The sequence below is a fragment of the Segatella copri genome, assembly GCF_019249765.2.
Lineage (GTDB): Bacteria > Bacteroidota > Bacteroidia > Bacteroidales > Bacteroidaceae > Prevotella > Prevotella copri_K.
This window is the reverse complement of sequence record NZ_CP152484.1, coordinates 1,927,720-1,939,267: the sequence shown is the minus strand read 5'-3', so window position 1 is coordinate 1,939,267 and position 11,548 is coordinate 1,927,720. Positions and strand designations below refer to the sequence as shown.

The window sequence follows — 11,548 nt, the reverse complement described above, 5'->3', positions numbered from 1 at the left end:
TCATAGCGCGATTAAATAAAAGAGGATGCGTGCAGGCGACAGAGATGTAGCTTGCACGCTTTTCTTGTACAATCGGTTTAGTTCGAGATAGAAACAACGTCTTTTCTTCATCTCTCTTACCTTCTTTCTTCCTTCTTCCTGCATTAATTTTGTGTTAATCCTAGGAAAAGTCTTGGTTGATTATAGGATAAAATGTTCTTTAACCCTATTGAAATCTCCGTTCATAGACGTTGAACGGCGGTTCAGCGTCTTTGAACGGCGGTTCAACGTCTTTGAACGGACATTCAACGTCTATGAACGGAGATTTTATCTAAGTATAAATGTTTCTTTTCTTAGTTGAAAGAACTGTTTTAGTAGGGTAAATTCCTTGTTTTACCTCTTTTTTTGTTCTAATTCATCCGCTTACTCCGAATGATGCAAGAAAAAAAGAAAAAGCTTTGAAAACAATCTCGTTTTCAAAGCTTTTTCCTTATTTATGCCTCTTTCTTCTTCGTCTTAGGAAGAACGAGGTTGAGTACTACGCCGATGACGGCGGAAAGACCGATGCCGGAAATGGCGAAGGAACCGGATGAGAGAACGGCGCCACCCAAGCCCATCGTCAGCATCACAGAGGTGATGATGACATTGCGGGTTTCATTCATGTCTACCTTGTTCTGCATCAGATTCTGAACGCCCACACTTGCGATGGTTCCAAAAAGCAGCAGCATGATGCCACCTAAAACCGCCTGAGGAATGCTCTGCAACAAAGCACTCAACTTGCCCACGATGGAGAAACAGATGGCGGTGGCTGCGGATATGCGAATCACAGCAGGACTCGTTACCTTGGTGATAGACATCGCACCTGTTACCTCTGAATAAGTGGTCTCAGGAGGTCCGCCCAGAAAGGCTGAACAGAGACATGCCAGTCCATCGCCCAACATTGTGCGATGCAATCCCGGATCTGCCACGAAATCCTTCTTGGCTACGGCACTCACCACATATACATCGCCGATATGCTCCAGCACCGGAGCTATCGCCACGGGCAACATATAGAGGAATGGAGCCCAGGAGAAATGGGTGATGGTATCGAAGGATACAGGACAGGAGAACCATGATGCCGCTGCCACGCCCGAGAAATCTACCTCGCCCATGCAGATGGCGATGACATAGCCCACAATAACCCCCGAAATGATAGGAACCAGCTTCATCAAACCCTTGCAGAAGGTAAGCACCAGGATAGCGGTGATGAGCGATGTAAAGGCGAGAATCCAGTTGGTCTTTGCCATATCCACAGCGCTGCCAGAAAGGGAGAGACCAATGAGGATGATGGCGGGACCGATGACTACCGGAGGAAAAATCCTGTCCAGCAGTTTCTTGCCCTGCCATTTCACTAGGGCGCTCATGACGAAATACACCAGAGAAACGCTGGTTAGTCCGGCGATTGTTCCAGGCAGTCCCCATTGCTTGGTTGCAGCGATGATAGGGGCAATAAAGGCGAAGGAACTGCCCAGAAAAATAGGCACCTTACCCTTGGTGATGAAGTGAAAAAGAAAGGTTCCTACACCAGCGGTGAAGAGAGCCGTTGCCGGATCGATGCCTATCAGAAGAGGCACCAGAACCGTTGCACCGAAAGCCACAAACAGGAACTGTACTCCCACAAGGGTTTTCTTGGTCATAGAAAGTTGTTCTGTATCCATAGTCGATATTCTTTATTAGTCTTTCAGACTCTCCTGATACCAGTCGAAGAGTTTCTTCACACCATCCTCAATCTCTACCTTATGCGTCCAGCCGAGGCTGTGGAGCTTATCTACAGAGATGAGCTTGCGCATGGTTCCATCTGGCTTGCTGGCGTCAAACTCTACCTCGCCTTCGAAACCTACTGCCTTTACTACAAGCTCAGAAAGTTCACGGATGGTGAGCTCCTTGCCGGTACCCACGTTGATGTGGCAGTTGCGAATCTCACCGAGAGAAGGGATAGCGCCACCACGGCCCTCAGAGTTGTTTCTATCCACAGCACCATCTACCTTGGCACCATAGAATACAGAACTGTACTTCTCGATACCGATGATGTCCTTGAAATCTACATTCAGGAGCACGTGAACGCTGGCATCTGCCATATCCTCGCTCCAGAGGAATTCACGCAATGGTTTGCCTGTTCCCCAAAGCACTACCTTGTTGTCGTAGATGCCATAGAACTCCAGCGCCTTCAGAATGCGCTCGTGAGAGTTGCTGCCGTCTACGTTACCCTCGCCGATGATTTCGCGGAGCTTATCAGTAGGGTTGATAGGGCGCTTGTTCATATCCACCTCGATGCTGTGCCAGTCGCCATCGTGGATGAGTTTGGCAAGATAAATCTTGCGCATCATCGCAGGCATTACGTGGCTGTTCTCCAGATGGAAGTTATCGTTAGGGCCATAGAGGTTGGTTGGCATCACAGCGATATAGTTGGTACCATACTGAAGGTTGTAGCTCTCGCACATCTTCAGTCCGGCAATCTTGGCGATGGCATATTCCTCGTTGGTATATTCCAGCGGGGAAGTAAGGAGCACATCTTCGCTCATAGGCTGCGGTGCATTCTTAGGATAGATGCAGGTAGAGCCCAGGAAGAGGAGTTTCTTCACGCCATGAGAATAAGCGTTGCTGATTACGTTGCATTGCATCTTCATGTTCTGCATGATGAAGTCTGCACGATACAATGAATTCGCCATGATACCGCCCACGAAGGCAGCAGCCAATACTACTGCATCAGGCTTTTCCTCGTCAAAGAACTTCTCTACTGCATACTGGTCGGTCAAGTCGAGTTCTTTGTGAGAACGACCTACCAGATTGTTATAGCCTCTCTTCTTGAGGTTATTCCAAATAGCAGAACCCACGAGTCCGTGGTGTCCTGCTATATAAATTTTACTATCTTTTGATAACATTGATTATTGCTATAAACTATCTATCAACTGTTAACTATAAACTATTACTTAACAATACCCTTCTCCAAATATTCTGCAAGATTGCAGCGAACCTTCTGACCGGCATCCTCGGCAGCAACCTTCGCCATATCGCTCTCTACCATGATCTTTACGAGATCCTCGAAAGAGGTGGTGTTAGGATTCCAGTTGAGCTTAGCCTTTGCCTTTGTTGGGTCACCCCAGAGGTTCACCACGTCGGTAGGACGGTAGAAATCAGGAGAAACCTCAACGAGTGTCTTGCCGATGAGTTCCTCAGGACCCTCAACGCAGATACCCTTCTCGTTCTCATCCTTGCCTTCCCATTTCAGTTCGATTCCTACATAGTGGAACGCCAGCTGGGCGAACTCACGAACAGAGTGCTGCTTACCTGTTGCAATCACGAAGTCCTCTGGTTTCTCAGCCTGGAGAATCAGCCACATACACTCTACATAATCCTTGGCATAACCCCAGTCGCGGAGCGAATCCAGGTTACCGAGATAGAGCTTGTCTTGCTTGCCCTGCTTGATGCGGGCTGCAGCCAAAGTAATCTTGCGGGTAACGAAAGTCTCACCACGGCGCTCACTTTCATGATTGAAGAGGATACCAGAGCAGCAGAACATATCATAAGCCTCACGATACTCCTTGACAATCCAGAAACCATACTGCTTGGCAACAGCGTATGGAGAATAAGGGTGGAATGGAGTGTTCTCGTTCTGAGGAACCTCTTCTACCTTACCGTAGAGCTCAGATGTTGAAGCCTGATACATGCGGCAGGTCTTCTCCAGACCGCATTGGCGGATAGCCTCCAGGATACGGAGCACACCGGTAGCATCTACATCTGCTGTAAACTCAGGGGAGTCGAAGCTCACCTGTACGTGGCTCTGTGCTGCCAGATTATATACCTCAGTAGGTTTCACCTTGTTCATTACCTGGATGATACTCATAGAGTCACCGAGGTCAGCATAGTGAAGATGGAAATTAGGTGTACCCTCCAAATGGGCAATTCTTTCGCGGTAGTCGGTAGATGATCGGCGGATAGTTCCGTGAACATCATACCCTTTTTCCAACAATAATTCAGCCAAGTATGAACCATCCTGGCCTGTAATACCTGTAATTAAAGCTACTTTTCTATTCATGTCATTATATGTTTTTAATGATGTCTTTTTATTGAATAAGTCAGAATATCTGTGGGTAAACCGGATTAAGCCTTAGCAATCAGGTTTTCAAAGTCATCACAGAATTCAGTCATCTGGTGATAGAGTAGATTGCAACCCTTATTGGATAATTCTTCATCTGGTAGCGGACCGCTGTTAATTGCTACCGTAAAAATGTTGGCTGCCACGCCGGCACGGACGCCCAAAGGAGCATTCTCTACCACGATGCCTTCCCAGGGGTTCAGGTTTCCTGCCTTCTGCAATCCCATGAGATATGGGTCAGGATTTGGTTTGCCGCGCTTTACATCATAGGCGGTTACGATATGTGCTTCATCCAGAAAATCACCGAAGTCGTTGAGCAGTCGCATGATGAGCGGGCGCTGTCCACTTCCTGTTACCACTCCTACCTGCATGCCGGCATCTTTAATCTTCTGCATGATTTCCTTTACGCCAGGAAATATTTCGGCAGTAGGCATCGAGTGGAATATTTCGGTCTTCACATCATACATCTTCTGTGCTTCGTCCAGCGTGATGTCGATGCCCTTCTGCTTCTTCACCATCATCTGGATGGTGTCAATGCCTCGGGCTCCTTCGGTGGCATAAGCATCGGCTGCTGTCATGTGGATATCAAACTGTTTCATCGATTCCTGCCATGCCACAGCATGATTTGGCATACTGTTGTACAGCACGCCGTCCATATCAAAAAGCACGGCTTTAGGGTTGAATTCCCCAAAGCCGTGTTCTTTCATATATTTAAAAATAATTTCCTTCATCAACCTTTGTGTTTTAATGTTAAGTGTTTAATGTTAAATGTTAAGTTGTCTAACGGAGCAATTTCTTTGCCCAGTATTAATGGCGCTAGCCCTAATTTAACATTTAACACTTAACACTTAACATTTAGCTTTACTCATTCTTCAAGCGCTCCTGGATAGCTTTGCTCTCTGCCTCATAACCTGGCTTGTTGAGCAATGCGAACATATTCTTCTTGTATGCCTCAACACCAGGCTGGTTGAATGGGTTCACCTCTTCCAAGAGACCGCTGATACCGCAAGCCTTCTCGAAGAAGTAGATCAGCTGACCGAGGTAGTAAGCGTTCAACTCTGGTACGTTAACCAGGATGTTAGGAACACCACCGTCAACGTGAGCCAGACGTGTACCGAGCTCTGCCATCTTGTTCACCTCGTCAACACGCTTGCCCTCGAGGAAGTTCAAACCGTCGAGGTTCTCATCATCGTGAGGGAAGAGCAACTTCTCGTTAGGAGTCTCTACGCTGATAACAGTCTCGAAGATAGAGCGCTCGCCCTGCTGAATCCACTGGCCCATAGAGTGAAGGTCGGTAGTGAAGTCGCAAGCAGCTGGGAAGATACCCTTCTGGTCCTTACCCTCGCTCTCACCATAGAGCTGCTTCCACCACTCAGCGAAGTAGTGAAGTTTAGGCTGGAAGTTGCATACAATCTCAATCTTCTTGCCAGCCTGAGTATAGAGAGCCTGACGTGTAGCTGCATAGATAGCTGCAGGATTCTCCTCGAAAGCTACGTCCTTGCCGCAAGCCTTCTCCATGTCAGCCGCACCAGCTACGAGCTGCTTTACATCGAAACCTGCTACTGCGATAGGCAACAAACCTACAGGGGTCAAAACAGAGAAGCGGCCACCTACATTATCAGGGATGATGAAGCTCTTATAACCCTCCTTGTCAGCACAAGTACGTGCAGCACCCTTCTTGGCGTCGGTTACAGCTACGATAACATTCTTAGCCTCTTCCTTACCGCGCTGATCCTCGCATTGCTTCTTCAAAAGACGGAAAGCGAGAGCAGTCTCAGTAGTGGTACCAGACTTAGAGATATTGATGACACCAAACTTCTTGTCCTTCAAGAAAGAAGTCAACTCGAAGAGGTAGTCCTCACCGATATTGTTACCTGCGAAGAGGATAGTAGGGTTCTTCTTGTCGTTTACGAGCCAAGCGAAAGAGTTGCCGAGGCCTTCGATAACGGCGCGTGCACCGAGGTAGCTACCACCGATACCTGCTACAACAACCACCTCACACTTTTCGCGCAAAGTATTGGCAACAGCCTGAATCTCATTGAGGAACTCAGGAGTGATAGAAGATGGCAAATGCAACCATCCCAAGAAATCGTTACCTTCACAAGTGCCGTTCTCAAGAGCTTCCTGAGCGGCCTTAACCTTAGGCTCGTAAGCCTTTACTGCACCTTCTGCAAGGAATGATGCAGCTTTTGTAATGTTTAAGCTGATACTTTTCATTTTTCTTTTAATATCTAAATGAATGTGTTAATGTTACTACTTGAAGACAAACTCTTCTGCCGAAACCGAAGGATAGGATGTGCCTATCTGAACGAGTCGGTCAAGAGTTTGATTTCGATTTGCGGACTGATGCGCTCGTACAATATATTATATACAGCATCGAGAATCGGCATGTTGACGTGCATGTGGCGATTGATTTCCTTCATACACTTGGTGCCGAAATATCCTTCTGCAATCATCTCCATCTCTATCTGCGCACTCTTCACGCTGTAGCCCTTGCCTATCATGGTTCCGAAGGTGCGGTTGCGGGAAAAGTTGCTGTAACCTGTTACGAGCAAGTCGCCCAGATAAACTGAGTCGTACATGCTTCGGTCGATAGGGTGGACGGCTGTCAGGAAGCGGTGCATCTCCTGAACGGCATTTGACATGAGTACCGCCTGGAAGTTGTCACCATACTTCAGACCGCCACAGATACCTGCTGCGATGGCGTATACGTTCTTCAGAACCGAAGAGTATTCGATACCGATGACATCGCTCGAAGTCTTGGTCTTGATGAATTCACTCGCCAGACAATCGTTGGCGAAGGCACGCGCCTTTTCGGTATCGCTACAGCCCACGGTGAGATAGCTCAGTCGCTCCAGTGCCACCTCCTCGGCATGAGAAGGACCTCCGATGCAGGCGAGGTTCTCGTAAGGCACATCGTAAACCTGATGGAAATACTCTGAGCAAACGAGGTTTTCATCAGGCACAATACCTTTGATGGCTGTGATGATGAACTTGTCGCTGAGTCGCGTCTTGAGCTTCTTGAGATGATTCTTCAGATAAGGCGACGGGGTGACGAACACGAGTGTATCGTAATTCTGCACTATCTTGTTGATGTCGGAAGAGAAGAAAATCTCATCTACATTGAATCGTGCCGACATCAGATAGGCAGGGTTGTGCCCCATGCGCTTGAAGTCCTCGATGCGGTCATCGCGACGCATATACCAGCCTATATGATGAGTATGACCCACCACAATCTTGGCTATTGCCGTAGCCCAGCTACCGCCGCCAATTATCGCTATTTTACCGCAGTTATACATGTTAATGTTGAATGTTGAATGTTGAATGTTGAGTTGGCATACGCCTTGCATGCTGGATGTTGTGAGACTTAATGGCTGTCTGGTTGTAATTTCTTAGTAACAGAAGCAAGAAGACTTACCATTTCATTGGCATCCTTATATATAGATAGGTATAGCTTTTCGTCTAAGTATTTAGTTTGATACAAAAGCTCTATCCAATATAATGTCTCTTTACTTTCTTTGAGAGAAATGTAAACCTTTGCAGCAAAGTCTGCTTTGCTGATTGCTGACTGAGCTTCGGAAAGATTAGCTCCGATACTAGTACCAGAACGAAGGAGTTGTTTGCTTAAAACAAACTCCTTCTTCTCGTTACATAACCATTTGTATAGATTAACGATGCGTACAGCAAAATCCATACTCTTGGTCATAAGTAAATCTTTTGCGCTGCTCATAATTCAACATTCAACAATCAACATTCAACATTACTGCGATCAATCCAGCCCTGGATGTCGTCAACAGAAGGCTTCTCGTAGCCGAGCTTGTACTTCTTGTTGATTTCTCCAATCTTCTGCTGCAAGCCTTGTGCTTTTTCTTCACGGATATCAGAGATGAGGTTGAAGCCTGCCTTGCGGAGCACGTATGCCCAATCCTCTGGCACGCCAATCTCTTCCCATTCCTTGATGGTGCTCTGTGGCATCTTCTTCTCTGGCTTCATCTGTGGGAAGAACAATACCTCCTGGATGAAGGTCTTGCCTGTCATCAGCATGACCAATCGGTCGATACCGATACCGATACCTGATGTTGGAGGCATACCGTACTGGAGGGCACGGAGGAAGTCCTGATCGATAATCATTGCCTCGTCATCACCCTTGTCAGCAAGCTTCATCTGGTCGATGAAACGCTCTTCCTGGTCAATTGGGTCGTTAAGCTCAGAGTATGCATTGGCAAGCTCCTTACCGTTAACCATCAACTCGAAACGCTCGGTCAAACCTGGTTTAGAACGGTGCATCTTGGTCAGTGGAGACATCTCTACAGGATAGTCGGTGATGAAGGTTGGCTGGAGGAAGGTTCCCTCGCAGAACTCACCGAAGAGCTCATCAATCAACTTACCCTTACCCATAGTCTCATCTACATCCATGCCCTTCTCCTTGCAGAATGCGCGGATCTCTTCCTCGGTCTTGCCGTTGCAGTCGAAACCGGTCTTCTCCTTGATGGCATCGAGGATAGGCAGACGGCGATATGGAGCCTTGAAACTGATGATGTTGCCATCAATCTCGCGCTCTGGCTTGCCGTTTACGGCGATACAGATTGTTTCGAGCAACTTCTCTGTGAAAGCCATCATCCAGTTGTAGTCCTTGTACTGAACATAAAGCTCCATACAGGTAAACTCAGGGTTGTGGTTGCGGTCCATACCCTCGTTGCGGAAGTTCTTGCCGATTTCATAAACACCCTCGAAACCACCTACGATGAGTCGCTTCAGGTAGAGCTCGGTTGCGATACGCATGTACATATCCTGATCGAGCGCATTGAAGTGGGTGATGAATGGGCGGGCAGAAGCACCACCGGCAATGCTCTGCAGGGTAGGAGTTTCTACCTCAGTATAACCTGCGTTGTCGAGTACGCTGCGCAGAGTGCGGAGCACGGTAGCACGCTGCAGGAAAGTATCCTTTACGCCATCATTAACGATGAGGTCAACGTAGCGCTGGCGGTAACGCAACTCTGGATCATCGAACTTGTCGTAAGCCACGCCATCCTTATACTTCACGATAGGGAGTGGCTTCAAGCTCTTAGAGAGCAGGCACAATTCCTTGGCGTGAACAGAAATCTCGCCAGTCTGTGTGCGGAATACGAAACCCTTTACACCGATGAAGTCACCGATATCGAGGAGTTTCTTGAATACAGTATTATAAAGGTCCTTGTTCTCGTCTGGACAAATCTCGTCGCGGGCGATATAAACCTGGATTCTTCCCTTTGAGTCCTGCAACTCAGCGAAGCTAGCTTTACCCATTACGCGGCGACCCATCATACGTCCGGCGATAACTACCTGGCGTAGCTCGTCCTCGTCCTTGTATTCAGCTTTGATATCTGTGCTGAATGCATTGGTTGGAAACTCTGCTGCTGGGTATGGGTCGATGCCCATCTCGCGCAATGTCTGAAGACTCTGTCTGCGAACGATTTCCTGTTCGCTTAGCTCTAAAATGTTCATATTCTATTCAGATATATCTTTTATTTTCTTATTTTTGGTGCAAAAATACAAAATAAATCTGAACTATATGCCGTTTTTTATGTTTTTTATTATTAAAGAAAGGAAAAGGTATGTAAAGTTTGCCCTTCATCAAATAAAAAGTGCGATAAATTTTGTTTTCTCTAAAGAAAGTCTTACCTTTGCGTTGAGTTTATCAGAAACATACTTTGGAGCGAAGAGAAAACGAATAGCTCTGAATCAATAACAAAATACGAAAAATAGGAGATAATAAGATGAACATAGATGAATTAGTAAAAAGAATCAGCAAGACTGATGGATTATCCAAGACCCTCGGAATGCATTTCATTTCTACCCCTGAGCCTGATACGCTTCAGGCAACGATGATGGTAGATGAGCGTAATCGCCAACCTTTCGGCTTCTTGAGTGGAGGTGCTTCTCTGGCTCTTGCCGAGAATGTGGCGGGTATCGGTTCCCTGGCGCTCTGTCCGGGACAGATTGCCGTGGGTATCAACGTGAACGGTACTCACGTTCAGGCGGTCAGCGAGGGCGATACGGTTACTGCCTTTGCCAAGATTGTGCACAAGGGCAGAACCTTGCATACCTGGCAGGTGGATATCAAGAATACGGCTGGTGAGGTAATCTGTACCGTACAGGTAACCAACTATGTGTTCACTCCAAAGAAAGACAATCAGAAAAAGGGGGCAGAAACTAAGGTATGATAGCTTTTGCGTATTATCGTCTGCCTTATCTGCACCATGCTACCTATGTGGCTCAGCATGAGGGAGAACCTGAGGTACTCTCTTCTGTGGCAGAACTGAATGGCAAGGAAGGTTTCGTGATAGCTCCTTTCGCGCCATCCAGCGAATGTCCCGTGGTGTTAATGCATCCGGATGAAAGTAAACTTCTCTCTGCCGAGGGGGCTGAAAATGCATCGCGATGCGGCACTTCCTGCGTCGTGACGCAGCAGGAATTACGTCGTGACGTAGCAGAATCTACGTCGGGACGTAATTTTGAAGCCTATGCAAGGGAGTTTGAATGCTTTCACCGGCAGCTCTCTGAAGGTAAATTCAGCAAGATTGTTCTGGCAAGAAAACTGCGTATTCAGAGCAATCGGCAGCCTTTAGAATCAGTCCAGACTTCAGCAGTGCAAGATGCCGGCAAGACTTCAGCTGTGCAGAATGTAGCCAATGCTTCTGTTGTGCAGGATTCAGACTCTTTAAAGGCTCTGTTTCTGAAGACCTGCCGGATGTATCCCCGTCTTTTTGTAGCCTTGGTTTATACACCCCAGTCGGGTTTATGGCTGATGGCTACACCTGAAATTCTGCTCAAAGGTGAACAGAATCAGATGGTGACCATGTCGCTGGCAGGCACCCAGAAGGCTGAACCTTCCAAGACCGTAGCCGATTATCCGGTAGAAGGGATAGAATGGTCGGAGAAGAACAGAGAGGAACAGCAGTATGTAACCGATTATATCGAGGATTGCATCAAGGCCTTTTCGGATGATTATCAGAAGAAGGGACCTTATACCACGATGGCTGCCAATCTCTATCATCTCCGTACCGACATCGCTTTCAGCCTGCATGATACGGGGTGTCTGGGCGATGTGCTCGATGCCTTATATCCTACGCCTGCCGTCTGCGGAATACCGAAGGATGAAGCTCGCCGGTTTATCCTGCAGTATGAACATCAGTCGCGCAAATACTACAGTGGTTTTGTGGGACCGATTTCGCCGAAAGGAAAGACGCATCTCTATGTTTCCCTGCGCTGCATGAACATCCTGGATGACGGCTCTTGCGAACTCTATGCCGGAGGCGGATTGCTGAAGGAAAGCGAGATGGAGAAGGAGTGGAAGGAAACTGAAGCTAAGATGCAGACCATCCTGTCGGTCCTGTAAAGGTCTTGCAGAGAAATGATAGGGATTCATTCTGATTTTATAATGCTAAAAGACAA

At 47.4% G+C, this 11,548-nt stretch carries 10 protein-coding genes; 2 read left to right on the top strand and 8 right to left on the bottom strand.

Annotation, left to right across the window (positions count from 1 at the left end; genetic code table 11):
- Window positions 1–473 precede the first annotated feature (473 nt).
- The 8 genes from KUA46_RS08555 to lysS all read right to left on the bottom strand — a co-directional run bounded on the left by KUA46_RS08555 (window position 474) and on the right by lysS (window position 9,598).
- A complete protein-coding gene (locus KUA46_RS08555) occupies window positions 474–1,676 on the bottom strand; it encodes a uracil-xanthine permease family protein (RefSeq protein WP_218486859.1) in 1,203 nt (400 codons plus the stop codon).
- Window positions 1,677–1,691: 15 nt separating this feature from the next.
- Window positions 1,692–2,900: a GDP-L-fucose synthase family protein gene (locus KUA46_RS08550; RefSeq protein ID WP_006847208.1), complete on the bottom strand. Its 1,209-nt coding sequence runs from the start codon at window positions 2,898–2,900 to the stop codon at window positions 1,692–1,694.
- A 44-nt stretch (window positions 2,901–2,944) separates the two neighbouring features.
- Window positions 2,945–4,054 carry a GDP-mannose 4,6-dehydratase gene (gene gmd, locus KUA46_RS08545; RefSeq protein ID WP_022121697.1) on the bottom strand — a complete coding sequence of 370 codons (1,110 nt, stop codon included), beginning with the start codon at window positions 4,052–4,054 and terminating at the stop codon, window positions 2,945–2,947.
- 65 nt (window positions 4,055–4,119) lie between these two features.
- Window positions 4,120–4,845 carry an HAD family hydrolase gene (locus KUA46_RS08540; protein ID WP_119229396.1) on the bottom strand — a complete coding sequence of 242 codons (726 nt, stop codon included), beginning with the start codon at window positions 4,843–4,845 and terminating at the stop codon, window positions 4,120–4,122.
- Between the two features lie 130 nt (window positions 4,846–4,975).
- Entirely contained in the window at window positions 4,976–6,331 is a 1,356-nt protein-coding gene (locus KUA46_RS08535; protein ID WP_218486858.1) for a glucose-6-phosphate isomerase, read from the bottom strand.
- An 83-nt stretch (window positions 6,332–6,414) separates the two neighbouring features.
- Window positions 6,415–7,413, bottom strand: a complete 999-nt coding sequence (locus KUA46_RS08530; RefSeq protein WP_022121699.1) for an NAD(P)H-dependent glycerol-3-phosphate dehydrogenase — start codon at window positions 7,411–7,413, stop codon at window positions 6,415–6,417.
- 68 nt (window positions 7,414–7,481) lie between these two features.
- Window positions 7,482–7,844, bottom strand: coding sequence for a four helix bundle protein (locus KUA46_RS08525; RefSeq protein WP_117727408.1), 363 nt, complete (start codon window positions 7,842–7,844; stop codon window positions 7,482–7,484).
- Window positions 7,845–7,861: 17 nt separating this feature from the next.
- Window positions 7,862–9,598 carry a lysine--tRNA ligase gene (gene lysS, locus KUA46_RS08520; protein ID WP_218486857.1) on the bottom strand — a complete coding sequence of 579 codons (1,737 nt, stop codon included), beginning with the start codon at window positions 9,596–9,598 and terminating at the stop codon, window positions 7,862–7,864.
- Window positions 9,599–9,870: 272 nt separating this feature from the next.
- Here lysS and KUA46_RS08515 point away from each other — a divergent pair, with 272 nt between their 5' ends.
- Both KUA46_RS08515 and KUA46_RS08510 read left to right on the top strand, forming a co-directional pair.
- Window positions 9,871–10,317: a PaaI family thioesterase gene (locus KUA46_RS08515; RefSeq protein ID WP_119238091.1), complete on the top strand. Its 447-nt coding sequence runs from the start codon at window positions 9,871–9,873 to the stop codon at window positions 10,315–10,317.
- Complete coding sequence (locus KUA46_RS08510) at window positions 10,314–11,492, top strand: chorismate-binding protein (RefSeq protein ID WP_218486856.1); 1,179 nt, start codon at window positions 10,314–10,316, stop codon at window positions 11,490–11,492. Before KUA46_RS08515 ends, KUA46_RS08510 begins: the two co-directional genes overlap by 4 nt.
- Window positions 11,493–11,548: the final 56 nt, after the last annotated feature.

What these genes read in the sequence shown, in the direction of transcription:
- lysS (WP_218486857.1), bottom strand. Translation starts at nt 9,598, where the DNA reads ATGAACATTTTAGAGCTAAGCGAACAGGAAATCGTTCGCAGACAGAGT.
- gmd (WP_022121697.1), bottom strand. Translation starts at nt 4,054, where the DNA reads ATGAATAGAAAAGTAGCTTTAATTACAGGTATTACAGGCCAGGATGGT.
- KUA46_RS08525 (WP_117727408.1), bottom strand. Translation starts at nt 7,844, where the DNA reads ATGAGCAGCGCAAAAGATTTACTTATGACCAAGAGTATGGATTTTGCT.
- KUA46_RS08535 (WP_218486858.1), bottom strand. Translation starts at nt 6,331, where the DNA reads ATGAAAAGTATCAGCTTAAACATTACAAAAGCTGCATCATTCCTTGCA.
- KUA46_RS08510 (WP_218486856.1), top strand. Translation starts at nt 10,314, where the DNA reads ATGATAGCTTTTGCGTATTATCGTCTGCCTTATCTGCACCATGCTACC.
- KUA46_RS08530 (WP_022121699.1), bottom strand. Translation starts at nt 7,413, where the DNA reads ATGTATAACTGCGGTAAAATAGCGATAATTGGCGGCGGTAGCTGGGCT.
- KUA46_RS08515 (WP_119238091.1), top strand. Translation starts at nt 9,871, where the DNA reads ATGAACATAGATGAATTAGTAAAAAGAATCAGCAAGACTGATGGATTA.
- KUA46_RS08555 (WP_218486859.1), bottom strand. Translation starts at nt 1,676, where the DNA reads ATGGATACAGAACAACTTTCTATGACCAAGAAAACCCTTGTGGGAGTA.
- KUA46_RS08550 (WP_006847208.1), bottom strand. Translation starts at nt 2,900, where the DNA reads ATGTTATCAAAAGATAGTAAAATTTATATAGCAGGACACCACGGACTC.
- KUA46_RS08540 (WP_119229396.1), bottom strand. Translation starts at nt 4,845, where the DNA reads ATGAAGGAAATTATTTTTAAATATATGAAAGAACACGGCTTTGGGGAA.